We start from the raw sequence: 25,670 nt of genomic DNA on the forward strand, positions 1-25,670 counted from the left end.
TCCCTAAAGTAAAAGAGCCTGATCCAAAAGGATCAGACTCTTTTATCAGGACATCACATTGTTGCTCGTTACAATACACTGTTTCTATATTCAAGGCTATTCGTAAGCCTTAATTATTTAATGATGGAAGCAACGGAACCAGCACCTACGGTACGGCCGCCTTCACGAATGGAGAATTTAGTTCCTTCTTCAATCGCGATTGGGTTGATCAGGTTAACCGTTACAGTGATGTTATCACCAGGCATAACCATTTCAGAACCCTCTGGCAAGTTGATCACACCAGTTACGTCCGTAGTACGGAAGTAGAACTGTGGACGGTAGCCAGTGAAGAAAGGCTTATGACGTCCGCCTTCTTCTTTGCTCAGTACGTATACTTGAGCTGTGAACTCTGTGTGTGGTTTAACGGAAGCAGGCTTAGCAAGTACTTGACCGCGCTCAATTTGAGTACGCTCAACACCACGAAGCAATGCACCGATGTTGTCACCAGCTTGTGCGGAATCCAGCAATTTACGGAACATCTCAACGCCCGTAACAACGGATTTCTTAGTTTCTTCAGCGATACCAACGATTTCGATCTCGTCACCAACTTTGATCGTACCACGCTCTACACGACCTGTAGCAACGGTACCACGACCAGTGATGGAGAATACGTCCTCGACAGGCATCAAGAAAGGCTTGTCAGTGTCGCGCTCAGGCAATGGGATGTACTCGTCGATTGTTTTGAACATTTCAACGATTTTTTGTGCCCATTCGCCATCTGGGTTTTGCAGAGCTTCACGAGCGGAACCACGAGTGATCGGAGTGTCGTCGCCTGGGAAGTCATACTCGTTCAGCAGATCGCGAACTTCCATCTCGACCAATTCCAAGAGCTCTTCGTCTTCAACCATGTCGCATTTGTTCAAGAATACAACGATGTAAGGAACGCCTACTTGGCGGGACAACAGGATGTGCTCGCGAGTTTGCGGCATTGGGCCGTCAGCTGCGGATACAACCAGGATTGCTCCGTCCATTTGAGCTGCACCAGTGATCATGTTTTTAACATAGTCAGCGTGACCTGGGCAGTCAACGTGCGCATAGTGACGAGCGTCAGTTTCATACTCTACGTGGGAAGTAGAGATTGTGATACCGCGTTCGCGCTCTTCTGGAGCTTTGTCGATTTGATCGAAAGACATTGCAGCACCACCGTAAGTTTTGGACAATACAGATGTGATTGCAGCTGTCAAAGTTGTTTTACCATGGTCAACGTGACCGATAGTGCCGATGTTAACATGGGGTTTCGTACGTTCGTATTTAGCCTTTGCCATTTGAACAATTCCTCCTTAAGGGGATATATATGTTGGGCCGGAAGCGGAGTGAACGGGATGTTGGTCCCGCCTCCTATCCAGCAGGTAAAACGTTATTACTCTCCGCCTTTGATCTTGGACACAATTTCATCGGAGATATTCTTAGGAACTTCTTCGTAGTGGGAGAGTTCCATGGAGAACACACCGCGTCCTTGTGTACCGGAGCGAAGGGTAGTGGAGTAACCGAACATTTCGGAAAGAGGTACTTTCGCACGGATAATTTGAGTACCACCACGGGAGTCCATACCTTCGATACGTCCACGGCGGGAGTTCAGCATACCCATTACGTCGCCCATGTATTCCTCAGGCACGGTAACTTCAACTTTCATAATAGGCTCGAGCAGGACAGGCTTACACTTGTCTTTAGCTGCTTTCAAAGCCATGGAACCGGCGATTTTAAACGCCATTTCATTGGAGTCAACATCATGGTATGAACCGTCGACGATTGTTGCTTTAACGTCAACAAGCGGGAAGCCGGCGAGTACACCGTTCTTCATTTGCTCTTCAATACCTTGTTGTGCTGGACCAATGTATTCTCTTGGTACGGAACCACCGACAACCTTGCTCTCGAATTGATTACCGCTACCTGCTTCCAGAGGTTCGAACTCAACCCATACGTGACCGTATTGACCACGACCACCGGACTGACGAACGAATTTACCTTCAACGCGAGCTGGTTGACGGAATGTTTCGCGGTAAGCTACCTGTGGTTTACCCACGTTGGTTTCTACTTTGAACTCACGACGCATACGGTCGATGATGATGTCCAAGTGAAGCTCACCCATACCTGCCAAGATCGTTTGGCCGGTTTCTTCATCAGTATGTGCACGAAGAGTTGGATCCTCTTCAGTCAACTTACCGAGAGCTACACCCAATTTATCTTGGTCAGCTTTTGTTTTAGGCTCAACTGCGATTTCGATAACCGGATCAGGGAAGTTCATGGACTCCAAGATAACCGGGTCTTTCTCATCACATAGTGTATCACCTGTACCCGTATCTTTCAAACCTACGGCAGCTGCGATATCTCCGGCGAATACTTCGGAAATTTCTTGACGGCTGTTCGCATGCATTTGAAGGATACGACCAATGCGCTCACGTTTGCCTTTAGTTGCATTCAGTACGTAAGAGCCGGATTGCAGTACACCCGAATATACGCGGAAGAAAGTCAGCTTACCAACATAAGGGTCCGTAGCGATTTTGAATGCCAAAGCCGAGAACGGCTCTTCATCGGAAGAATGCCGGATAGCTTCAGTTCCATCTTCATGGGTACCCTTGATGTCTGGAACATCAGTTGGAGCCGGCAAATAATCGATTACGGCATCAAGCATCAACTGAACGCCTTTGTTACGGTAAGAAGATCCACAGATAACTGGGAAGATCTTAACTTCGACAACACCTTTACGCAGAGCAGCTTTCAACTCAGCTATGGTGATTTCTTCACCTTCAAGATATTTCATTGTCAAGTCTTCGTCAAGTTCTGCTACCTTCTCAACAAGCTCGTTGCGAAGCTCTTCCACTTGATCCTTGAATTCTGCTGGAATTTCGGTTTCTTCGATGTTTTGACCAAGGTCATCCTTATACATAAAGGCTTTTTCCTCGATAACATCGATGATGCCAATGAAATCATTCTCTGCACCGATCGGAAGCTGAATCGCTACCGCGTTCGCTTGCAGACGCTCTCTCATATCTTTAACTACGTTCAAGTAGTCGGCACCGATAATATCCATTTTGTTTACGTATGCGATCCGCGGTACACCGTAACGGTCTGCTTGTCTCCAAACCGTCTCCGACTGAGGTTCTACGCCCTCTTTCGCACTGAATACACCTACTGCCCCATCCAATACACGAAGGGAACGTTCAACTTCTACTGTGAAGTCAACGTGCCCCGGGGTGTCGATAATATTAACGCGGTGACCCTTCCAAGAAGCGGTAGTCGCGGCGGAAGTAATGGTAATTCCGCGCTCCTGCTCTTGCTCCATCCAGTCCATAGTAGCGGAACCCTCATGGGTTTCACCGATTTTATGAGTACGGCCTGTGTAGAACAAAATCCGCTCTGTTGTGGTCGTTTTACCAGCATCAATATGCGCCATGATCCCGATATTACGTGTATTTTTCAAGGAGAACTCTCTTGTCGCCATGCGAATAGTCTCCCTTCAAAATTAAAGTGTAAAATTAGTTGCCGAATCCTACCAACGGTAGTGAGCAAACGCTTTGTTCGCTTCAGCCATTTTGTGTGTATCTTCGCGTTTCTTAACGGAAGCGCCTGTGTTGTTGGAAGCATCGATGATCTCAGCCGCCAAACGCTCTTCCATGGTTTTCTCGCCGCGGTTGCGGGAGTAGTTTACGAGCCAACGTAATCCAAGGGATGTACGTCTCTCTGGTTTAACTTCGATTGGAACCTGGTAGTTAGCACCGCCGACACGACGAGCTTTAACTTCCAATACTGGCATGATGTTCTTGATAGCTGCTTCAAACACTTCCATCGGATCATTACCAGTACGTTCCTTGATGATGTTGAACGAATTGTAAAGGATGCTTTGAGCAACACCTCTTTTACCATCCAACATGATGCGGTTGATCAGACGAGTTACCAGCTTGCTGTTATACACTGGATCTGGCAGCACGTCTCTTTTAGTTACTGGACCTTTGCGTGGCATGGATATCCCCCTTTCTTCAGTCATGAGTCATGTTACGAAAACATGAGCATCAATTAGCTTTTTGCTTTAGGACGCTTCGTGCCGTATTTGGAACGAGCTTGCATCCGGTTGTTTACACCAGCGGTATCAAGTGCGCCGCGAACGATATGGTAACGTACACCCGGAAGGTCTTTTACCCGTCCACCGCGAACCAATACAACACTGTGCTCTTGCAAGTTATGTCCGATACCCGGAATGTAAGCCGTCACCTCAATGCGGTTCGTCAAGCGAACACGAGCATATTTACGAAGTGCGGAGTTCGGTTTTTTCGGCGTCATTGTGCCTACACGAGTGCATACACCGCGTTTTTGCGGAGCGCTCAAGTCGGTCTCCTCACGTTTCAAAGCGTTAAAACCTTTTTGAAGAGCTGGAGATTTCGATTTGTAAACTTTAGCTTGACGGCCCTTGCGAACCAGTTGGTTAATTGTTGGCATGCTAGCCACCCCCTTCCCGTATTTATCATCCTAATTACAACCCCGTTTAAGTCCACAGACCCAGGCGGTTCATAAAAGGACAAATGAAAAGTTTTTGCCGAGAGAAGTAACGCCTTCTCCAACAAAAACGATTTCTCAAATCATGATTTCAAGACAGCTACCATAGCTGCACCAACTTCAATACCGCATGCTTCTCCAAGCTCTATCATCGTGGGTACATAGTTGATATGCACGCCATTCTTATCACACTCGGATACGACTTTTGAAATCAAACGTTGGTCGCAATCTTCAGCCACATAAACCTCTGCAGCCAAACCGGATTCAACGGCCTTCATCGTTTGTTTGGTGCCAATCTTGATGTGTGCATCCTGTAATCCTTTATCATTAGACACAAGTCATTCCTCCAAAAGAACAGGGAACAAAGAAACTATTCACGCACCTTTGCTATATTAGCATCTGCCCTAAGCGATGTCAAGCTATTAAATCAGGAAAAAGAAACATTGGGACGGAGAAATTCAGCGTCTTACGACGCGAAAATCTCCCCGTCACCTGACTGTCTCTTAATCTATAGATGCTGTTTCGAGTTCCTGACTTTCGTCATTCACATCGTTTTGTCCCGCGAACTTCACGCTGCGATAACGGTTCATACCCGTTCCAGCAGGGATCAGTTTACCAATGATAACATTCTCTTTCAGACCAAGCAGCTGATCGACTTTACCTTTAATGGCAGCGTCAGTCAACACGCGAGTTGTCTCCTGGAAGGAGGCTGCTGACAAGAACGAATCGGTTTCGAGAGATGCTTTTGTAATCCCGAGGAGAACCGGTTTGGCAACCGCTGGTTCTTTCCCGGAAAGAATAGCGTCTTTATTGGCTGTCTCGTATTCATGCATATCCACGAAGGAGCCTGGCAGCAGATTTGTATCTCCCGCATCAACGATACGGAATTTACGCAGCATCTGTCTGATCATAACTTCAACGTGCTTATCGTTAATTTCTACGCCCTGGTTACGGTATACGCGTTGTACTTCCTGAAGGATGTAGTTCTGCACACCACGGATACCTTTGATGCGAAGCATTTCCTTCGGATCAATGGAACCATCGGTCAGTTCATCCCCGGCTTCAATGTGCTTGCCTTCGCTTACGCGCAGACGGGAGCCGTAGGTAACTGCGTAAACTTTTGTTTCAGCTTCACCTTGAATTTCGATTTCACGACGGTCCTTCGTTTCGCGGATTTCTTTAACCACACCATCAATCTCACTAATGGTCGCTTGACCTTTAGGATTACGGGCTTCAAAGAGCTCCTGGATACGCGGAAGACCTTGTGTAATATCATCACCGGCAACGCCGCCTGTGTGGAACGTACGCATCGTGAGCTGTGTTCCCGGTTCGCCGATGGATTGAGCTGCGATAATACCAACCGCTTCACCAATCTCAACATGCTTACCAGTAGCCAGGTTACGGCCGTAACATTTTTTGCAGACGCCATAACGTGCACGGCAGCTCAAGATGGAACGAATTTGAAGCTTCTCAACACCAGCTGCTACAATTTCCTCAGCTTTGTCGGAGTCAATCAATTCGTTACGATTCACGATGATCTCTTTCGTTTCCGGATGACGAACGGTTTCAAATGCATAACGTCCTTCGATACGGTCATAGAGATCCTCGATAACTTCTTTACCGTCCTGAATACGGCTAACGGTAAAGCCTTTATCCGTGCTGCACTCATCTTCGCGAACGATAACATCCTGGGCCACGTCAACAAGTCGACGAGTCAAGTAACCGGAGTCAGCGGTACGAAGCGCTGTATCGGCAAGACCTTTACGCGCACCGTGCGTGGACAGGAAGTACTCGAGTACCGTCAGTCCTTCACGGAAGTTCGATTTGATTGGGAGTTCGATGATACGACCCGACGGGTTCGCCATCAGACCCCGCATACCACCGAGCTGAGTGATCTGCGATTTGTTACCCCGCGCTTTGGAATCCACCATGAGCATGATGGAGTTAAAGCGGTCCATCGATTTCATGAGTACTTCCGTAATATCGTCTTTGGTCTTGGACCAGATATCGATAACACGGTCATAACGTTCTTCATTCGTAATCAAGCCGCGGCGATATTGGTTCGTTACCACTTTAACCTTCTCGTCGGACTCTTTCAGAATTTCATTCTTCTCGTCAGGTACGATAACGTCGGATACCGCAACGGTTACGCCTGCACGAGTAGAGTATGTGAAACCGATCTGCTTGATTTTATCCAAAATCACAGAGGTTTCGGTTGTATGATACGTTTCGAAGCATCGTGCAATAATGGAACCCAGATATTCCTTACCAACAGCACCGCTGATTGGCAGTTCTTGAATCACTTTTTGAATATCTGCACCCTTCTCATATACGAAATACTTCTCAGGCGTACCTTGCAGCAGGTTCGTACGAGTCGCTTCATTGATATAAGGGAAGCTGGCAGGGAAAATCTCGTTAAAGATAATCCGGCCGATCGTCGTAACCAACATCGCATTCTGCTGTTTTTCCGTAAAGCATGTTTTGCCCAGGGCTTTAACCGGAATCGCTACGCGTGCATGCAGACCAGCTGCTTCACGCTGATAAGCGGAAACCGCTTCGTTCACGCTGCCCAGAATCATGCCGGTACCTTTCTCTTCCTTGTTATCCATCGTGAGATAGAAGGAACCCAGTACCATATCCTGAGAAGGCGTAACAACCGGCTTACCGTCTTTCGGGTTCAGAATGTTACCCGATGCCAGCATCAAAAGACGAGCTTCAGCTTGAGCTTCAGCAGACAAAGGAACGTGAACCGCCATTTGGTCACCGTCAAAGTCAGCGTTATATGCTGTACATACGAGCGGATGAAGACGGATCGCGTGGCCCTCAACCAGAATCGGTTCAAATGCTTGGATACCGAGTCTGTGGAGCGTCGGTGCACGGTTCAGAAGAACCGGATGCTCTTTAATAACCTCTTCGAGCACATCCCATACTTCTGGACTTACACGTTCTACTTTGCGCTTCGCACTCTTGATATTATGTGCAAGGCCTTTGTTGACCAATTCTTTCATAACGAACGGCTTGAAGAGCTCAAGCGCCATTTTCTTAGGCAGACCGCATTGGTACATTTTCAGGTAAGGACCTACAACGATAACGGAACGACCGGAATAGTCAACCCGTTTACCGAGCAAGTTCTGACGGAAACGTCCTTGCTTACCTTTCAGCATGTGGCTGAGGGATTTAAGCGGACGGTTACCAGGACCTGTGACCGGACGACCGCGACGGCCGTTATCGATCAGTGCATCGACAGCTTCCTGCAGCATGCGCTTCTCGTTCTGTACGATAATATCCGGCGCACCGAGATCCAGCAGTCTTTTCAGACGGTTGTTCCGGTTAATAACGCGACGGTACAGATCGTTCAAGTCGGAGGTCGCAAAGCGTCCACCATCAAGTTGAACCATCGGACGAAGCTCCGGTGGAATGACTGGCAGCACATCCATGATCATCCACTCCGGATTGTTGCCGGAGTTACGGAACGCCTCAATCACTTCCAAGCGTTTGATGGCCCGGTTGCGGCGTTGACCCTGTGCAGTGCGCAGTTCTTCTTTAAGGAACTCAAGCTCTTTGTCAACATCGATGTCTTGAAGAAGCTTCTTAACCGCTTCAGCACCCATGCCTGCTTGGAATCCGTAGCCGTACTTTTCACGGTAGCTGCGGTATTCCTTCTCGGACAACAGCTGCTTCTTCTCCAGCGGTGTATCTCCTGGATCGGTTACAACATAAGATGCGAAGTAAATGATCTCCTCAAGAGATCTTGGGGACATATCCAGAGCCAGACCCATACGGCTTGGAATCCCTTTGAAATACCAAATATGCGATACAGGAGCCGCAAGCTCGATATGGCCCATCCGTTCACGACGGACTTTAGCGCGTGTTACTTCAACGCCACAGCGATCGCAGACTACTCCTTTATAACGGACACGCTTATACTTACCGCAATGACATTCCCAGTCCTTCTGCGGACCGAAAATCCGCTCACAGAACAGGCCTTCTTTCTCCGGCTTCAATGTACGGTAGTTAATCGTTTCCGGCTTCTTCACCTCTCCGCGAGACCAAGAGCGAATTTTTTCCGGTGAAGCAAGACCGATTTTCATGTACTCAAAATTGTTAACGTCCAACAAGGAGCAACCCTCCTCAACCTAGTCCTATTTATGTGCTATACGACCATAACACCACCGCCGACCTATAAGCCGACGGGGGTGAATGATTGACCGTTATTCCACTCCGACTTCAGTGCCTTCCAAGTTAAGGCTCAGTTTATCACCTTGAGCATCGTCTTCGTCATCGAGTTCTTTCATCTCGATTTCCTCTTCATTCTCGCTCAGGATTTTGACGTCCATACCGAGAGACTGAAGCTCTTTAATCAATACCTTGAACGATTCAGGAACACCCGGTTCCGGAACGTTCTCGCCCTTGACGATGGATTCGTAGGTTTTCACCCGGCCGACCACGTCATCCGACTTGACGGTAAGAATTTCTTGCAGCGTATAGGCAGCACCGTAAGCTTCAAGTGCCCACACTTCCATCTCACCGAAGCGCTGTCCACCGAACTGAGCTTTACCACCCAGCGGCTGCTGCGTAACGAGTGAATATGGTCCCGTAGAACGGGCGTGAATTTTATCATCAACCATGTGCGCGAGTTTGATCATATGCATGACGCCGACGGTAACTTCACGTTCAAAACGTTCACCCGTCCGTCCGTCGTACAATACGGTCTTACCATTGCGCTGCATGCCTGCTTCTTCCATCGTATCAAACACATCATACTCGCTGGCTCCGTCAAATACCGGTGAAGCCACGTGAATGCCGAGCTGGAGGGCAGCCATACCCAAGTGAACCTCGAGCACCTGACCGATGTTCATCCGTGATGGAACCCCTAGAGGGTTCAACACAACTTGAACCGGCGTGCCATCTGGCAGGAACGGCATATCTTCTTCAGGCAAAATACGGGCAACGACACCTTTGTTACCGTGACGTCCGGCCATTTTGTCACCTTCGGAGATTTTACGTTTCTGTGCGATGTAAACACGAACCAGTTGGTTAACGCCCGGCGGCAATTCGTCACCGTTCTCACGTGTAAATACCTTCACGTCCACGATGATCCCGTCACTACCGTGAGGAACGCGCAGCGAGGTATCGCGCACTTCGCGAGCCTTCTCACCAAAGATCGCATGCAGGAGACGCTCTTCCGCCGTCAGTTCGGTTACACCCTTAGGTGTTACCTTACCCACGAGGATGTCTCCAGCGCTGATTTCGGCACCGATGCGGATAATTCCGCGCTCGTCAAGGTTCTTCAGCGCTTCTTCCCCTACGTTAGGAATATCACGCGTAATTTCTTCCGGTCCGAGCTTCGTGTCACGAGCTTCGGATTCGTACTCCTCGATATGAATCGAAGTGTACACGTCCTCTTTGACCAGTTTCTCGGAGAGAAGAATCGCATCCTCGTAGTTGTAACCTTCCCAAGTCATGAACGCCACAACAACGTTGCGGCCCAGTGCCAATTCGCCCATCTCCGTGGATGGACCGTCTGCGAGAATATCACCTTTTTTGATGACATCGCCGCGTTTAACGATTGGACGCTGATTGATGCATGTCCCTTGGTTCGAACGCATAAATTTGTGTAATTTATGTTTAATAAGATCGCCTTTGACTTCTTGTCCGTCGACATTTTCCACACGGCGGACCCAGATTTCATTAGCGGATGAACGTTCAATAATCCCGTCATGTTTGGACACAATACATACACCGGAGTCTTTCGCAGACTTGTGTTCCATTCCGGTTCCGACCAGCGGAGCTTTAGGAATAAGAAGTGGAACAGCCTGCCGCTGCATGTTGGATCCCATCAGCGCGCGGTTGGAGTCATCGTTCTCAAGGAACGGAATGAGCGCCGTCGCTACCGACACTACCTGCTTCGGCGAAACGTCCATGTAGTCTACACGGTCGCTTGGCATAGGAAGGATGTTATCGGATTGCTTGTTATAACGGACGATAACCATTTCGTCAGTGAAGGTACCATCTTCATTAAGCTCGGCGTTCGCCTGGGCAACGATATAGTTATCCTCTTCGTCTGCAGTCAGGTAATCGATTTGGTCCGTTACTTTACCGGTCTTCGGATCCACCCAACGATACGGAGCTTCAATGAAGCCATATTCGTTGATGCGCGCAAACGTCGACAAGGAGTTGATCAGACCGATGTTCGGTCCCTCCGGCGTCTCGATCGGACACATACGGCCATAGTGACTGTGGTGAACGTCCCGCACTTCAAAGCCCGCACGCTCACGAGTCAAACCACCGGGTCCAAGAGCAGACAGACGACGTTTATGCGTCAGTTCCGCAAGCGGGTTGGTCTGATCCATGAACTGGGACAGCTGGGAGCTGCCGAAGAACTCTTTAATCGATGCGATAACCGGACGTATGTTGATGAGCGCCTGCGGCGTAATCACGTTCGCATCCTGAATCGACATTCTTTCACGAACGACACGTTCCATCCGGGACAAACCGATACGGAACTGATTTTGAAGCAATTCGCCTACAGAACGCAGACGACGGTTACCCAGGTGGTCGATATCATCCGTATTGCCGATTCCATGCAGCAAGTTGATGAAGTAGCTGATGGAAGAAATGATATCCGCCTGCGTAATGTGCTTCACGGATTTATCAATGTTTGCGTTCGCGATGACCTTCACGACTTTTGCATCCTCAGTTGGAGAGAATACATCGATCGTTTGCAGCGGGATATCCTCGCTGTCCATCACACCGCCGGTGACATGATAATTCTTAAAGCCTACGCTCTTCTCAAGGTAAGGCATGATCTCGTCCAAAAGACGGCGGTCTACGGTTTGACCAGCTTCTGCAATGATCTCACCCGTATCGATGTCTATCAAACTCTCTGCCAAACGTTGATTAAAGAGACGGTTCTTGATATGAAGCTTCTTGTTGATCTTGTAACGACCAACGTTAGCCAAATCATAACGCTTCGGATCGAAGAAACGGGCAACGAGAAGGCTCTTCGCATTCTCTAGTGTTGGCGGCTCGCCCGGACGAAGACGTTCATAGATTTCAATGAGCGCTTTTTCCGTGGAGTCGGTGTTGTCTTTATCCAGCGTATTCTGAATATATTCATCATTGCCCAGAAGATCCAAAATCTCGGCATCTGTCCCAAAACCAAGTGCACGTAAAAGTACCGTTACAGGGATTTTACGGGTACGGTCGATCCGGACATAGATAATGTCCTTCGCGTCCATCTCCAGTTCAAGCCAAGCGCCGCGGTTAGGGATAACTGTTGCAGTGTACGTCGTTTTACCGTTTTTATCCACTTTTGTGCTGAAATAGACGCTGGGAGAGCGAACCAACTGGCTGACAATAACCCGTTCGGCACCATTGATAATGAATGTTCCGGTTTCCGTCATTAACGGGAAGTCTCCCATGAACACTTCCTGCTCCTTGACCTCTCCGGTCTCCTTGTTAATGAGCCGGACTTTCACGCGGAGCGGCGCCGCATAAGTAACGTCGCGTTCTTTCGCGTCATCGACGGTGTATTTCGGTTCTCCAAGGCTGTAGTCAATGAACTCTAGTACCAAATTACCTGTGAAATCCTGAATCGGCGAGATGTCCTGGAACATTTCGCGGAGTCCTTCCTCCAAAAACCATTCATAAGATTTTTGTTGGATTTCAATCAGGTTCGGAACTTCGAGTACCTCGTTAATACGAGCATAACTCCGCCGAGTGCGTCGACCATATTGAACAAGATGTCCTGCCAACTTAAACTCACCCCTCATGTCTACTCACTTTAAAAATTTCATTGCGAACCTCTGTTTGTAACACTATAATGGAACATACAGAGGACACTCCCATAAATAGAGAAAAGCCCTTATCGAATACCTTTTCGAAAAAAGAGCAGCTTATCCATGGTTATGATAATCATCTCATATCCTGTAGATTTGCCCAAAATGTACATATTATACGTCAATATGATCGACTTTATGCATCTTTCCACACATTAAGTCTTGACATTTCAGCCAACTAAAGACAAAGAGACCATCCTAATACTGACATTTTATAATAATACCATACCAGCATACCCAAGTCAACAGCCTAGTCGAACTATTTTAAGAAGATTTAGTCGCTCTGAATATCCGGTATCCTTTATCCTTCGTTACTTCCTCAACCTGATGAAATAAACTCTCCAGTTTCGCTTTCGCTGAAGGTGCGCCTTGCTTCTTCTGAATCACAACCCACAGTTGCCCATTCTCACGCAAATGCTTCCACGATTCTTCAAATATAGCATGTACCGTCTCTTTCCCGGCACGAATCGGCGGATTGGTTAGAACCACGTCAAATTGCTGATCCTGCACCGCGGCAAACAAATCGCTCTCCAAGATGGTCACATTGGATATACCATTACGTTTCGCATTCTCCTTGGCTAATTCGACAGCGCGGCTATTGATGTCGATCATCGTCACATGTCCTTGCGCAGCCATTCTTGCCGCCGACAGACCGATCGGACCATATCCACAGCCTACATCCAACACTTGGGCATGCTGGTTAAAGTCCATAGCCTCTATTAATACCTTGCTGCCATAATCCACGCCACTCTTAGAGAATACGCCCGCGTCACTGATAAAGTTGAAAGTCTGCCCCCGAAGCTCCGTCTTTAACTCCTTACGGTCATGAGCAATTTCCGGCTGATTCGAGTAATAATGTTGATTCGGCATCATTTCCTCCGTCTTGAATCAAAGTCTACCCGCCTATGATATTTCACTCTTAAGCGCTCTTATTCCAGTATAACCTTAGTTGCGGAGAATCAGTACCTTGTGATCTCCCCGCCACAATAACAAACCCCTTGAACAAATATTCAAGGGGTTTGATTCTTGCTGACATGAATCTCAAGAAGCTAATTACTTAACTTCTACGGATGCGCCTGCTTCTTCCAATTTAGCTTTAACAGCTTCTGCTTCTTCTTTAGCTACTTTTTCTTTCAATGGTTTTGGAGCGTTGTCAACCAGTTCTTTTGCTTCTTTCAAGCCAAGACCTGTGATTTCGCGAACCACTTTGATTACGTTGATTTTGGACGCGCCTGCGCTAGTCAGGATTACGTCAAATTCGGATTGCTCAGCAGCTTCAGCTGCACCAGCGCCACCTACAACAGCTACTGGAGCTGCAGCAGTTACACCAAATTCTTCTTCGATTGCTTTTACAAGATCGTTCAGTTCCAGAACGGACATACCTTTAATTGCTTCCAAGATTTGCTCTTTGCTCATTGGGTTGAACCTCCATTTATTATTAAGATTTTATAGTTGTTGTTACACAGCTTCAGCAAGACAAAGCTTACGCGCCTTGTTCTTCCTTCTCAGCAACAGCCTTAACTGCAAGCGCGAAGTTGCGCACTGGAGCTTGAAGCACGCTGAGGAGCATGGAGAGGAGACCTTCGCGGGACGGAAGTTCTGCCAGAGCTTTGATTTCGCTCTCTCCGATTACACGGCCTTCTACTACGCCGCCTTTCAATTTCAACGCGTCGTTTTTCTTAGCAAAATCGTTAAGGATTTTTGCTGGAGCGACAGCGTCATTGGTACCAAATGCAACAGCTGTTGGACCAGTCAGGACTTCGTCCAGATCAGTCAGCTCTGCTGCCGCAGTTGCACGGCGAAGCAGTGTGTTTTTCAGTACTTGGAACTCGACGCCAGCTTCACGAAGCTGTTTACGAAGTTCAGTTACTTGCGCAACGTTCAGTCCGCGATAGTCAGCAACTACTGTCGATACGCTTTCGCGCAGCTTAGCAGCAACGACATCAACCGCTTCTTGTTTCGCTTGAATCACTTTTGCGTTTGCCAATGATTACACCTCCTGGTTGTATTAGTAGCGTAAGAGCATCAAGCTCTCCGCTCTTCCTACGGGCACTAAAAAAGCCTCCGTAGAATCACGAAGGCCTGATGAATCATCATTTGGCCGGTGTAACCGGACAAATTGTTGACGTTCTATCATAACACCTCGGTAGGAAATTAAGCCTGCTTAGGGCACCTACTGTCTACGGTAAGCATATTCAACTTTAAGGGTCAGTCTCGAAGACTCACAACTGTTACATAATATCAAACTTCATTGACCAAAGTCAATGGTAATATTATCTGTAAACGGTTGTGTTCACGCGAGCGCTTGGTCCCATAGTCGAGGAAACAGCGATACCTTTCAGGTAAACACCTTTAGCAGCAGCTGGTTTCGCACGATTCAATGCATCGATGAGAGCTTTGAGGTTCTCATTCAATTGAGCTGCATCGAAAGACACTTTACCGATCGGCGCGTGAATTTGACCTGCTTTGTCCAGACGGTACTCGATTTTACCGGCTTTGATTTCTTGAACAGCCTTAGCAACATCGAATGTAACCGTACCAGCTTTAGGGTTAGGCATCAGGCCTTTACCACCGAGCAGACGGCCAAGTTTACCGACTTCACTCATCATATCAGGTGTAGCTACGCAGACATCAAACTCGAACCAGCCTTGTTGAATTTTGTTGATCATGTCTTGATCGCCAACAAAATCAGCGCCAGCTGCTTCTGCCTCTTTCGCTTTTTCACCTTTTGCAAATACCAGAACGCGTTGTGTTTTACCTGTGCCGTGAGGCAAGACAACAACACCACGAACAGCCTGGTCTTGTTTACGTGGGTCTACACCCAAACGTACAGCCGCTTCAACAGTTTCGTCGAATTTGGCAGTTGCAGCCTTCTTCACAAGCTCTACAGCTTCCAAAGGCTCATAAGTTGCTTCGCTGTCAATCAGCTTCGCAGCTTCAACGTATTTCTTACCGTGTTTAGCCATGTTTGTTTTCCTCCTTTGTGGTGTTAGCGGAATTTCCTCCCACATAATCCGAACCTCGTCCGGTTTCAATCGAGAGACAATTAGTCTTCGATTGTGATACCCATACTACGGGCAGTACCTTCTACCATCTTCATTGCAGCTTCAACAGATGCAGCGTTCAGGTCAGGCATTTTTGTTTCAGCGATTTGACGAACAGCGTCACGCTTAACAGTAGCCACTTTCTTCTTGTTAGGCTCGCCGGATCCTTTTTCGATCTTAGCAGCCACACGAAGCAGAACAGCAGCCGGTGGAGTTTTAGTGATGAATGTAAAGGAACGATCTTCAAACACCGAAATTTCAACCGGAATGATCAGACCAGCTTGATCAGCAGTACGTGCGTTGAATTCTTTACAGAATGCCATGATGTTGACACCTGCTTGACCCAATGCAGGACCTACTGGAGGAGCCGGATTCGCTTTACCTGCAGGAATCTGCAGTTTCACAATCTTGATAACTTTCTTAGCCATGGTTGACACCTCCTTGCATCAATAGTGGTAGCGGACGCTTTGACACGCCCTCCCACAAGAAACCTGAAGAATTAAATCTTCTCCACTTGAGTATAATCCAACTCCAGCGGGGTTTCCCGTCCAAACATGTTGACGTGAACTTTCAACTTGCTCTTTTCAGCCAAAATCTCTTCCACGGAGCCCACAAAATTCGCAAAAGGACCAACCTTGATACGAACGGATTCCTTGATGTCGAATTCGATCTTCGGTTTCGGCTCTTCCATGCCCATATGCTTCAGAATCTGTTCTACTTCTTCTGGAAGCAAAGGCGTCGGTTTAGAACCGGACCCTGTCGAACCAACAAAACCGGTCACTCCTGGTGTATTGCGGACAACATACCAAGAATCATCGGTCTGAATCATTTCGACCAAGACATATCCCGGGTAAACTTTACGCATGACGGTTTTTTTCTTACCGTCTTTGTTTACGATTTCTTCTTCCATTGGAACAAGAACGCGGAATATTTTGTCCTCCATGCCCATGGACTCGACACGTTTTTCCAAATTGGCTTTGACTTTATTCTCATACCCAGAGTAGGTATGAACTACGTACCATCTTTTTTCCATATCAAGCCACCTGGGACCCTTCTAAATTATCGCTTCGATCACAGCGGAAATACCGATGTCTACAACCCAAAAATAAATCGTGACAAACACTATGGTGCCGAGAACAATTAAAGTATAGTTCGTCAGTTCTTTACGATTGGGCCAGCGAACTTTTTTAAGTTCCGCCCAGCTTTCAGAGAAAAAGGAAAACAGAGACTTGAAACCACGTTTCACGCCGACTACACCTCCAAAAGAAAACTATCTGGTTTCGCGATGAGGAGTTTGCTCGTTACAGAACTTGCAAAATTTCTTCATCTCCATGCGGTCGGGGTGATTTCGCTTGTTTTTGGTGGTTGTGTAGTTTCTTTGTTTGCAGCTTGTACAAGCCAAAGTGATAATTACCCGCATGATGTGCACCTCCCGAAGACGTCCTTCTTTGTCAGAAGAATCGATATTGATCCTAGTAGAAACAACCTTGTTCTCATCGAAACCCGGTTATTTCTGCGAGATGAATAAAACCGTTGTTCCAAAAACTGTAACAACGATCCATTCATAAAACACGCGAATTTAGGCCTACCTAAAACACTTTATCACAAGGGTAGCGCCATTTCAAGCCTTTTTCTCTCTGATTGTGGGCTGCAATAAATGCCATTGCCAGCTAAACCAGGGAATTCGTCCCCGGAATATTGTAAACACCTCGCTGTAAAAAACTGTGGCGTTTCACAGTCTTTGTCCATCCTGCATAGCATTTAGTCTATATCCAGTATGTTCAATCTTCCAACAGATGAAACACCAAATATTACACATTTTGCGTTTTGCGAAAATGGACATCCTTGATTATCGTCCTATCCTGTCTGCCAACTAAAAATAATGGCCACAAAGTATACGGAGATCATTCGCCGGCCATCCTGATTTAAAAAAACGATCAGGCAATTAAAAAAAGGCTCTGATTGAGCCTTCTGCTTCTTATCCGACACTTGCTATTAATTATCCCTGACTTCCAGATAACGTTCAAGCTTTCGCTTTACCCGCTGGAGTGCATTGTCAATCGATTTTACATGACGCCTTAAATCTACCGCAATCTCTTGATAGGATCGACCGTCCAAATAGAGCATCAGGACTTTCCGTTCCAGATCGCTTAAAATTTCTGACATCTTGTCTTCCAGGCCGACAAATTCCTCTTGATTAATAATCAGTTCCTCCGGATCGCTTACCGCAGTGCCACAAATGACATCCAACAGCGTGCGGTCCGAATCCTCATCATAAATCGGCTTGTCCAATGAGACATACGAATTGAGCGGAATATGCTTCTGTCTCGTAGCGGTCTTAATTGCCGTAATGATCTGTCTAGTAATGCAGAGCTCGGCAAAGGCCTTGAACGAAGACAGCTTATCCCCTTTAAAATCACGAATTGCCTTGTACAGCCCGATCATGCCTTCCTGGACAATATCTTCCCGGTCAGCGCCAATCAGAAAATAGGAACGGGCTTTAGCACGTACAAAATTCCGGTATTTATTGATCAAATACTCCAGCGCCCCGCTGTCACCCTCGCGGACCGCCTCGACAATGTCTTCATCGCTTATCACATCATACCCTGACAACATGACTTCCTTGAGGTCCACACTCAATAGAATCCCTCCGGCCCGGAACGCACGGTAGCCCGTCACTCGCTTGAAATATATGACAAGTATATATGATGTCTACTAGACCGTCAACCACGTTCTACCTAAAATAGACCGATAATAACATTTAATGTAAACTTTTTCGTAGATTCATATACCGTTTTCATTCTCCAAATGAGCCGACCTTTCGTCCCTATTGTGTAAAACAGTTCTATTCCCTTCGCCAGCGCTCGAACATCTGTCTCACATCTGGCGGCAGCTTCCCGTCAAGTGTATTCCGGCTCTTGGTCTGCTCTTTCGTTATTTTCTGCTTCACTTCGCGCTCGCTCTGTTCCACTTCGTTTAGCAATTCCCGGGCGGACAACCTGAGTGCTCCCCGAGCAAAAATCACATGCTGCTCAATTAAATCGCTGGTCGCCACATAAATTTTTCGCCGGCGGTGGCTGAACTCTCCGACTAGCCGTTCAATGCACTCATCGGCGGTTTCTTTCTCCTTCGTAAAAAACACCTGAACCTTGCCTTGCGTGTAGGATTTCCCCAGTCCAGGGACCCGGTATGCGTCAAAAATCACCACGACTCTGAGGCCGGAATACGCCTGGTAATCCGCTAATTTCTCCAGCAGCAGGTCTCGCGCATCATGCATGCTGCTATTGGCGAGCTTCGCAAGATATGGCCAGCCGCCGATCATATTATAACCGTCGACCAGCAGCACATCCCGCCAATCGGCCATCATTGCTAACCTTGAAGGCGGCGACGGCGAATCACTTCGTACATAACGACACCTGCGGCAACCGAGGCGTTAAGCGAGTTAATTTTTCCGGCCATCGGCAGTTTCACAAGCACATCGCATTTTTCACGGATCAGACGCCCCATTCCTTTACTCTCATTACCGATAACGATAGCAACCGGCCCGTCAAAAACCTCAGTGTCATACAATTCCTGAACGGCATCAACAACGGTTCCGACAACCCACACGCCCATTTCCTTCAGCTGATCGATGGTTTGGCCCAGATTGGTCACTCTGGCTACGGGCACATACTCTACGGCGCCAGCAGATGTTTTGGATACCGTTGCCGTTACTTGTGCGGATCTGCGCTTAGGCAGTATGACGCCATGAGCACCCGTGCAGTCTGCCGTACGGAGAATCGAGCCCAGATTGTGCGGATCCTCGATCTCGTCAAGCAGCAGCAAGAAAGGCGGTTCGCCTTTTTCCTCCGCAACCTTCAGCAAATCTTCCACTTCCACGTAGGCATACGGTGCCGCTTGGGCAACCACGCCTTGATGCTGTACCCCTGGAACCATCTGATCCAGCTTGCGTTTGTCCACATGCTGAATGACAATGCCCAGTTTCTTCGCTTCCGCGATGATCGGCAGGGTCAGATGTTTTTGCGCATTTTCGGCAATCCATATTTTATTGATCGTACGTCCTGATTTGAGCGCTTCCGTTACGGAGTGCTTACCAGCTACTACTTCCTCTTCTTGCAACATGTAGGTCTCCTCCTGCATATCAGCCGGCGTCCCCCTTGAGAAACACCGGCTGTATCGTTTCAATGTTGATGCTCTATTGCCTGACGGTCTATTTAACAGACCCCTCAATATACTCGATGCTCTTCCCAATGAGCTCACGGAGACGATCCTGCTCCCCCGTATAATATAAATACCCAACGAGCGTCTCAAATGCCGTTGCATGCCGATATTCGAGCACGTCGGCATTTTTGGGGATGCTGCCTGATTTGGCATTGCGTCCTTGACGCACAACATCGCGTTCTTCTTCCGTCAGCTCCGGATCCAGATAAGCCAATATTCGGCTCTGTGCCTTCGCCGACACAAATCCTGTTGCTGTCCGGTGCAAGTGATGGGGTCGGAGATTAGCTCTTGATATCAAAAACTGCCGCACTGCCACCTCATAAATAGCATCTCCGATATAGGCAAGCACGATGGGCGGGATTAACCGGGCCGGCTTCGACGGCGGAAAATCGAACCAGCCTACTGCGGGATCATGATGCTCAGGCCCGCTCATTTACGCCGCCAGCGCATACCTTGCGCCGTATCCTCAAGCACGATGCCTTCGTCCGCCAGCTTGTCGCGGATTTCATCCGCTCGCGCCCAGTTTTTATTCTTCCGGGCTTCGATACGTTCGGCAATCAGAGCTTCAATCTCCTCATCCAGCAATTCATCCGTGCCTGTATTTACGATGCGCAGCACGCCGTTCATTTCGTTGAAAGCACGCAGCACTTCATGCAGGTCCGCCGCAGGAATCGAGGCTTCCTTCAGCAGCTGATTCGCCTCGCTGGCCCATTGGAACATAGCGGTGATGGCGTCCGGCGTGTTGAAATCGTCCTGCATTTTCTGGTGAAATTCGACAAGGACGGCCGATATTTTATCCGCAACTTCCTGGCTTACGTTATCGTCCTTCGAGCCGATCGCGGTACTCAATCGATGCTCGACATTAGCCGCCGCATTCGCCAGACGTTCCACGCTGTTCTGTGCCTGCTCCATCACCTCATCGCTATAATTCAGCGGGTTGCGGTAGTGGGTGGACAACATGAAATAGCGGACAGCTTCTTTTGTATATTGTTCACGAAGTTCCTTAACCAATACACCATTACCTAGCGATTTCGACATTTTCTCGTTATTGATGCGGATATAACCATTGTGCATCCAATAGTTCGCCAGCGGTTTGCCTGTCAGCGCCTCGGACTGCGCCACTTCGCATTCATGGTGCGGAAACTGCAGGTCTTGACCGCCGCCATGGATATCCAGCGTATCCCCAAGATAACGACGGGCCATGGCGGAGCACTCAATATGCCAGCCCGGCCGGCCGTCGCCCCAAGGACTGCTCCAGTAGATCTCTCCGGGCTTCGCAGCTTTCCATAGCACGAAGTCCTCCGGGTTTTCTTTCCGCTTATCCACTTCAATTCGGATACCAAATTGCAGCTCATCGAGATTTTGCTGGGACAGCTTGCCGTAATCGTCAAATTTGCGGGTCCGGTAGAAAACATCTCCCCCGTTCTCATAAGCAAAGTCGCGGTCAATGAGCTCCTGGATAAATTCAATAATGCTCTCCATATTGTCCGTTACCCGCGGATTTAATGTCGCTCTTGGTATACCGAGACCGTCCAGATCCTCGTAATAGGCGTTAATAAACTTATCCGCGACCTCCGGAACGGTAGTACCGGTTTGCTCTGCTTTCCGGATCATTTTGTCATCTACATCCGTAAAGTTCACCACATAGTTCACATCATTACCCTGATTCTCAAAATAAGCTCGAACCACGTCGAAAAAGATCATCGGACGGGCATTCCCGATATGGATATAATCGTACACGGTAGGACCGCACACGTAGATCTTTACCTTTCCAGGTTCCTGAGCAACAAACGTTTCTTTCATACGGGTTAACGTGTTATAGATTTGAAGTGCCATAGGGTATCATCTCAATCCTTTCATTCCATCGCTTATTGTTCCTTCACGGCTTACGGGTTTACTCTTCTTTGGCCGAAGACACAACGACCTCGGATACCATGCCTTTAGGCTGGTTTCGTTTGCTCTCATGAAGCTCCGCCCGGAGCTGATCGATCTCCTTCTGCATTGAACGCAGCATATCCACAATCGGATCGGGCAGATTCGTGTGATCCAGCCGGTCGCGCACCCGCTCCCCGTTCTGTTTGACGATTTTTCCCGGATTGCCGACAACGGTGCTGTTTTGGGGGACTGGTCTTAGTACGACTGCATTGGAACCAATGTTACAGTTATCCCCAATCGTAAAGGAACCTAGCACTTTCGCCCCCGATCCGATGACCACGTTGTTGCCGATGGTCGGGTGCCGCTTGCCTTTCTCCTTACCGGTTCCACCAAGCGTAACCCCTTGGTAGATCACCACGTCATCCCCAATCTCACAGGTCTCTCCAATGACAACCCCCATCCCATGGTCTATGAACAGCCGATGCCCGATACGGGCTCCCGGATGAATCTCAATCCCTGTCATAAACCGGCTGAACTGGGAGATCAACCGTGCCAGCGTATACCATCGCCGCTTAAATAATGCATGAGCTACCCGGTGCGCCCACAGTGCGTGAAGCCCCGAGTAGGTGAATACCACTTCAAAAAGTCCCCGGGCAGCCGGGTCATTCTCGAACACTGTCCGAATATCCGATTTCATCTGTTTAAACATGAACGCTCCCTCTTTCCCCTCTTCCAATCGCGCATGCAACTTGCCATCCATCGTTATTCCTGTAAATAAAAAACGCCCCTGCAGCTTATCGCTGCAGAGGCGCTAGACCGCGGTTCCACTCTGCTTAGAACCGGCACAAGCCTCCTCCCTTCGTCAGGGACGGATTCTACCGATTCTCTTCATGTCATTAACGGCAGACGACCGGCATGATCTAACGATTGTGTTCGCTTCAACCATGCAGCTCACAGGTGCATTTCCGCTGCAGGCGACGGGACAACTCTCAGCCGGCAAATTCAAGTGGTCCTTGTCTTCTGCCGATTGTCCTCTCTGGAACGTGCCTGTTTTACGCGTACTTCTCCTGATCGTAGCTTTTATACGTTTATATTTGTTGATCTAGGCCATAAATGTCCACATTGTTCACTAGAGACGCTGCGCTAACGGATCATGCTTCCGATCGCTGTTGTTTTCGGATTTCCTGAACTACCCAAATTAAGGTTGAAATCCGAAAACAAAGGCGAACGCTTTGCTTCTTCAGCACGATTCCGTCCTCTCCGCTACTTCCCTGTATGAGTAAATGTCCCAATATAATGCTCGGCTAGATCAAAGAATATTTCACTTATAGTTTGGTGTAATTATAACTGATGATATACGGGCTGACAAGGAACGTTTATTCGAAGAAGCCGCCCGAATTATGCGCCTTTGATCTGAGAACGCAAACGGTCAAGCACGCGATCCCTGCCAAGCAGCCAAATCGTCTGGTTCAGGTCCCGGCCATGGGTTTGTCCCGTCAAGGCTACGCGGATCGGCATAAAGAGCTGTTTGCCCTTAAATCCGGTCTCCTTCTGGACTTCCTTGATCAGTGTCGCAATCTTCGGAGCGTTAAACTCATCCGACTGCTCGATCTTCGCAAGGAATGCCGACAATACGGCAGGCACCTGCTCGCCGCCCATCACTTCAATCCCTTCGGCATCCAGCTCCAGATGTGTGCGGAAGAACACTTCCGACAGATCCACGATATCCGCAGCAGCAGTCATCTGCTCCTGGTAGAGCGCCACGAGCGCGCGTGCCCATTCCTCTTGCTCGGCCGTAAGCTCGGACGGCAAGCGGCTGGCTTTCTGCAAATGCGGAATGGCTAGATCGGCAATCCGATCCGGATCCGCATTCTTGATATACGTGTTGTTCAGATGAGCCAGCTTGTTCGTATCGAATACCGCAGGGCTCTTGGATAGTCGATGCTCATCAAAGATCGAGATCAGCTGCTCTTGGGAGAACACTTCCTCTTCCCCTTCCGGAGACCAGCCAAGCAGCGAGATGAAGTTGAACAGCGCTTCAGGCAAATAGCCAAGCTGGTCATACTGCTCAATGAACTGAATGATCGATTCATTACGCTTGCTCAGCTTCTTGTGATCCTCGCCCACGATCAGGGTCATATGTCCGAACTGAGGCGGCTCCCAGCCAAAGGCTTCATAGATCATCAGCTGACGCGGCGTATTGGAGATATGATCCTCCCCGCGGAGCACATGGCTGATCTTCATCAAATGATCGTCCAAAGCTACAGCGAAATTGTAGGTAGGAATGCCGTCTTTTTTAACAATGACGAAGTCGCCGGTCTCTTTGCTGTTAAACGAAATCGTGCCCTTCACCATGTCATCGAACGTGTAGATACGATCTTCCGGAACGCGGAAGCGGATGCTGGCCACACGGCCTTCAGCCTCAAGTGCCTGACGCTGCTCTTCCGTCAAATCCCGATGCTTCCCGGAATAGCGCGGCGTTTCGCCGCGAGCCATCTGCTCTTCCCGCTCCTGCTCCAGCTCTTCCTCCGTGCAATAGCAGCGGTAAGCAAGCCCGCGATCCAGAAGGTCCTGCCAATATTCTTTATAAATATCAAGACGCTCGGTCTGGCGATAAGGTCCGTACTCGCCTCCGACATCCACGCTCTCATCCCAGTCCATGCCCAACCACTTCAAGTATTTCAGCTGGCTTTGCTCTCCGCCTTCTACGTTGCGTTTCACATCCGTATCCTCGATGCGGATAATGAATTTCCCGTTGTTCTTGCGGGCAAATAAATAATTGAATAATGCCGTTCTGGCATTGCCGATATGTAAATGTCCCGTTGGACTCGGTGCATAGCGCACGCGGACTTCTCCGGTCATTGTAACCCCTCCGCTTCCCTATTCTTTCAAGATTCCTAGCTCAAAAAACTCCCTTATTGAACACATACTTCAAGATGATAGCATACCTTTTACGAGGCAGACAACCGATTGCGCGGCGATACCTTCGCCCCTGCCAGTAAACCCGAGCTGCTCGGTGGTGGTCGCCTTCACGTTAACCTGATCCACCTCGGCATCCAGCGCTTTGGCGATCACTTCCGCCATTTGCGGAATATATGGCGCCATCTTCGGCTTCTGCGCAATAATTGTAGAATCGATATTACCAAGTCTATACCCGCGTTCCTTCGCCATGACCCATACCTGCTCCAAAAGCTTCAGGCTGTCGGCGTCTTTAAAGGCAGGATCGTTATCGGGAAAATGACGACCAATGTCGCCAAGCCCAAGCGCTCCCAAAATCGCGTCCGTTACGGCATGCAGCAGCACGTCGGCGTCGGAGTGCCCGAGAAGCCCCTTGTCATAAGGAATCGTGACGCCTCCGATGATGCACGGCCTTCCTTCTACGAGCTGATGTACGTCAAACCCCTGTCCTACTCGAATCATCCCATGTCCTCTCCCTTACGTTTCTGTAAAAAAGCTGCATATTCCAGATCCTCCGGTGTGGTGATCTTAATATTGCTGTATTTCCCCTCCACCACGGTTACCGGATGCCCTGCTCGCTCCATCAGCATGGCATCGTCAGTGCCTGTAAACCCATCCTTCGCTGCAGCCTCATGTGCAGACAGCAGGTCGGAAAGACGAAAAGCCTGTGGGGTCTGGACGGCCCACAGACTTTGACGGTCCGGGGTACCTGTAATCAGCCCCTTACCGTTCACCTGTTTAATCGTATCCTTCACGGGAACCCCAAGTACCGAGGCGCCCTCACGGATTGCCGCATCGCGGCAGACTTCAATTTCCTCTTGCGTTACAAACGGCCTTACGCCGTCATGTATCATTACCCACTCTGAAGAAATTTGCTTGATGCCTTGGTATACGGACTGCTGCCTCTCGCTTCCCCCGGGGATTACAGCGGACACCTTGTTCAAACTGTATTCCTGAATCCAGGATTCGCAGCGAGGGACATCCTCCATCCCAGTCACAAGCACAATTTCCTGCAGCCATGGTATCCGGCTGAATACTTCAAGCGTATGAACGATAATGGGCTTTCCGTTCAGAGCCAAGTACTGCTTGCTCTCCCGGGTGCCCATCCTCGTTCCTTTTCCCGCCGCTACAATGACAGCGCCGAAGTTACTCATCAAGCACCAAACTCCTGTCTCACCCAACACGTCCCAAACGGACGAAT

Annotated in this window: 25 protein-coding genes and 1 other annotated feature; of the genes, 1 reads left to right on the forward strand and 24 read right to left on the reverse strand. The window is 48.7% G+C overall.

Features of this window, described 5'->3' with window-relative positions; translation table 11 throughout:
* Positions 1-113: 113 nt before the first annotated feature.
* The 21 genes from tuf to cysE form a co-directional block, all read right to left on the reverse strand.
* On the reverse strand, positions 114-1,304 hold the full coding sequence (gene tuf, locus CRG97_RS29560) for an elongation factor Tu (RefSeq protein WP_076326226.1): 1,191 nt from the start codon (positions 1,302-1,304) through the stop codon (positions 114-116).
* Between the two features lie 95 nt (positions 1,305-1,399).
* A complete protein-coding gene (gene fusA, locus CRG97_RS29565; protein WP_098749101.1) occupies positions 1,400-3,481 on the reverse strand; it encodes an elongation factor G in 2,082 nt (693 codons plus the stop codon).
* 48 nt (positions 3,482-3,529) lie between these two features.
* Complete coding sequence (rpsG, locus tag CRG97_RS29570) at positions 3,530-4,000, reverse strand: 30S ribosomal protein S7 (protein ID WP_006212929.1); 471 nt, start codon at positions 3,998-4,000, stop codon at positions 3,530-3,532.
* A 53-nt stretch (positions 4,001-4,053) separates the two neighbouring features.
* Positions 4,054-4,473 carry a 30S ribosomal protein S12 gene (gene rpsL / locus CRG97_RS29575; RefSeq protein WP_006212930.1) on the reverse strand — a complete coding sequence of 140 codons (420 nt, stop codon included), beginning with the start codon at positions 4,471-4,473 and terminating at the stop codon, positions 4,054-4,056.
* Between the two features lie 140 nt (positions 4,474-4,613).
* Complete coding sequence (locus tag CRG97_RS29580; protein ID WP_006212931.1) at positions 4,614-4,865, reverse strand: ribosomal L7Ae/L30e/S12e/Gadd45 family protein; 252 nt, start codon at positions 4,863-4,865, stop codon at positions 4,614-4,616.
* Positions 4,866-5,033: 168 nt separating this feature from the next.
* On the reverse strand, positions 5,034-8,648 hold the full coding sequence (gene rpoC / locus CRG97_RS29585; protein ID WP_098749102.1) for a DNA-directed RNA polymerase subunit beta': 3,615 nt from the start codon (positions 8,646-8,648) through the stop codon (positions 5,034-5,036).
* A 93-nt stretch (positions 8,649-8,741) separates the two neighbouring features.
* Positions 8,742-12,287: a DNA-directed RNA polymerase subunit beta gene (gene rpoB / locus CRG97_RS29590; RefSeq protein ID WP_098749103.1), complete on the reverse strand. Its 3,546-nt coding sequence runs from the start codon at positions 12,285-12,287 to the stop codon at positions 8,742-8,744.
* Positions 12,288-12,635: 348 nt separating this feature from the next.
* Entirely contained in the window at positions 12,636-13,241 is a 606-nt protein-coding gene (locus CRG97_RS29595) for a class I SAM-dependent methyltransferase (protein ID WP_098749104.1), read from the reverse strand.
* A 183-nt stretch (positions 13,242-13,424) separates the two neighbouring features.
* Complete coding sequence (rplL, locus tag CRG97_RS29600; protein ID WP_076326231.1) at positions 13,425-13,787, reverse strand: 50S ribosomal protein L7/L12; 363 nt, start codon at positions 13,785-13,787, stop codon at positions 13,425-13,427.
* Between the two features lie 67 nt (positions 13,788-13,854).
* Positions 13,855-14,358, reverse strand: coding sequence for a 50S ribosomal protein L10 (gene rplJ / locus CRG97_RS29605; protein WP_009591975.1), 504 nt, complete (start codon positions 14,356-14,358; stop codon positions 13,855-13,857).
* A 58-nt stretch (positions 14,359-14,416) separates the two neighbouring features.
* Positions 14,417-14,575 (reverse strand) — a sequence feature (ribosomal protein L10 leader region).
* 69 nt (positions 14,576-14,644) lie between these two features.
* Entirely contained in the window at positions 14,645-15,337 is a 693-nt protein-coding gene (gene rplA, locus CRG97_RS29610; protein ID WP_009591966.1) for a 50S ribosomal protein L1, read from the reverse strand.
* 80 nt (positions 15,338-15,417) lie between these two features.
* Complete coding sequence (rplK, locus tag CRG97_RS29615; protein ID WP_076326233.1) at positions 15,418-15,843, reverse strand: 50S ribosomal protein L11; 426 nt, start codon at positions 15,841-15,843, stop codon at positions 15,418-15,420.
* Between the two features lie 71 nt (positions 15,844-15,914).
* Positions 15,915-16,448 (reverse strand): transcription termination/antitermination protein NusG, encoded by a 534-nt coding sequence (nusG, locus tag CRG97_RS29620; RefSeq protein ID WP_006212939.1) that lies wholly within the window; start codon positions 16,446-16,448, stop codon positions 15,915-15,917.
* Between the two features lie 21 nt (positions 16,449-16,469).
* Positions 16,470-16,661, reverse strand: coding sequence for a preprotein translocase subunit SecE (gene secE / locus CRG97_RS29625; RefSeq protein ID WP_006212940.1), 192 nt, complete (start codon positions 16,659-16,661; stop codon positions 16,470-16,472).
* Between the two features lie 24 nt (positions 16,662-16,685).
* Positions 16,686-16,835: a 50S ribosomal protein L33 gene (rpmG, locus tag CRG97_RS29630; RefSeq protein ID WP_006212941.1), complete on the reverse strand. Its 150-nt coding sequence runs from the start codon at positions 16,833-16,835 to the stop codon at positions 16,686-16,688.
* A 575-nt stretch (positions 16,836-17,410) separates the two neighbouring features.
* Complete coding sequence (gene sigH, locus CRG97_RS29635) at positions 17,411-18,055, reverse strand: RNA polymerase sporulation sigma factor SigH (RefSeq protein WP_006212942.1); 645 nt, start codon at positions 18,053-18,055, stop codon at positions 17,411-17,413.
* Positions 18,056-18,260: 205 nt separating this feature from the next.
* Entirely contained in the window at positions 18,261-18,779 is a 519-nt protein-coding gene (locus CRG97_RS29640) for an NYN domain-containing protein (RefSeq protein ID WP_076326260.1), read from the reverse strand.
* A 5-nt stretch (positions 18,780-18,784) separates the two neighbouring features.
* Positions 18,785-19,537, reverse strand: a complete 753-nt coding sequence (rlmB, locus tag CRG97_RS29645; RefSeq protein ID WP_098749105.1) for a 23S rRNA (guanosine(2251)-2'-O)-methyltransferase RlmB — start codon at positions 19,535-19,537, stop codon at positions 18,785-18,787.
* An 88-nt stretch (positions 19,538-19,625) separates the two neighbouring features.
* A complete protein-coding gene (locus CRG97_RS29650) occupies positions 19,626-20,069 on the reverse strand; it encodes a Mini-ribonuclease 3 (protein WP_098749106.1) in 444 nt (147 codons plus the stop codon).
* Positions 20,066-21,472: a cysteine--tRNA ligase gene (gene cysS / locus CRG97_RS29655; protein WP_098749107.1), complete on the reverse strand. Its 1,407-nt coding sequence runs from the start codon at positions 21,470-21,472 to the stop codon at positions 20,066-20,068. Before cysS ends, CRG97_RS29650 begins: the two co-directional genes overlap by 4 nt.
* Before the next feature lie 58 nt (positions 21,473-21,530).
* On the reverse strand, positions 21,531-22,220 hold the full coding sequence (gene cysE / locus CRG97_RS29660) for a serine O-acetyltransferase (RefSeq protein ID WP_076326261.1): 690 nt from the start codon (positions 22,218-22,220) through the stop codon (positions 21,531-21,533).
* Positions 22,221-22,401: 181 nt separating this feature from the next.
* Between cysE and CRG97_RS33040 the strand changes: the two genes are divergently transcribed.
* Positions 22,402-22,617 carry a hypothetical protein gene (locus tag CRG97_RS33040; protein WP_153047519.1) on the forward strand — a complete coding sequence of 72 codons (216 nt, stop codon included), beginning with the start codon at positions 22,402-22,404 and terminating at the stop codon, positions 22,615-22,617.
* A gap of 292 nt (positions 22,618-22,909) precedes the next feature.
* Here CRG97_RS33040 and gltX read toward each other — a convergent pair whose 3' ends face one another.
* The 3 genes from gltX to ispD form a co-directional block, all read right to left on the reverse strand.
* Complete coding sequence (gene gltX / locus CRG97_RS29665; protein ID WP_098749108.1) at positions 22,910-24,373, reverse strand: glutamate--tRNA ligase; 1,464 nt, start codon at positions 24,371-24,373, stop codon at positions 22,910-22,912.
* A gap of 69 nt (positions 24,374-24,442) precedes the next feature.
* Positions 24,443-24,931 carry a 2-C-methyl-D-erythritol 2,4-cyclodiphosphate synthase gene (gene ispF / locus CRG97_RS29670; protein ID WP_098749109.1) on the reverse strand — a complete coding sequence of 163 codons (489 nt, stop codon included), beginning with the start codon at positions 24,929-24,931 and terminating at the stop codon, positions 24,443-24,445.
* Positions 24,928-25,623: a 2-C-methyl-D-erythritol 4-phosphate cytidylyltransferase gene (gene ispD, locus CRG97_RS29675; protein WP_098749110.1), complete on the reverse strand. Its 696-nt coding sequence runs from the start codon at positions 25,621-25,623 to the stop codon at positions 24,928-24,930. Before ispD ends, ispF begins: the two co-directional genes overlap by 4 nt.
* Between the last annotated feature and the right edge of the window lie 47 nt (positions 25,624-25,670).

The sequence above is a fragment of the Paenibacillus sp. EZ-K15 genome (genome assembly GCF_002573715.1).
Taxonomy (GTDB): domain Bacteria; phylum Bacillota; class Bacilli; order Paenibacillales; family Paenibacillaceae; genus Paenibacillus_AQ.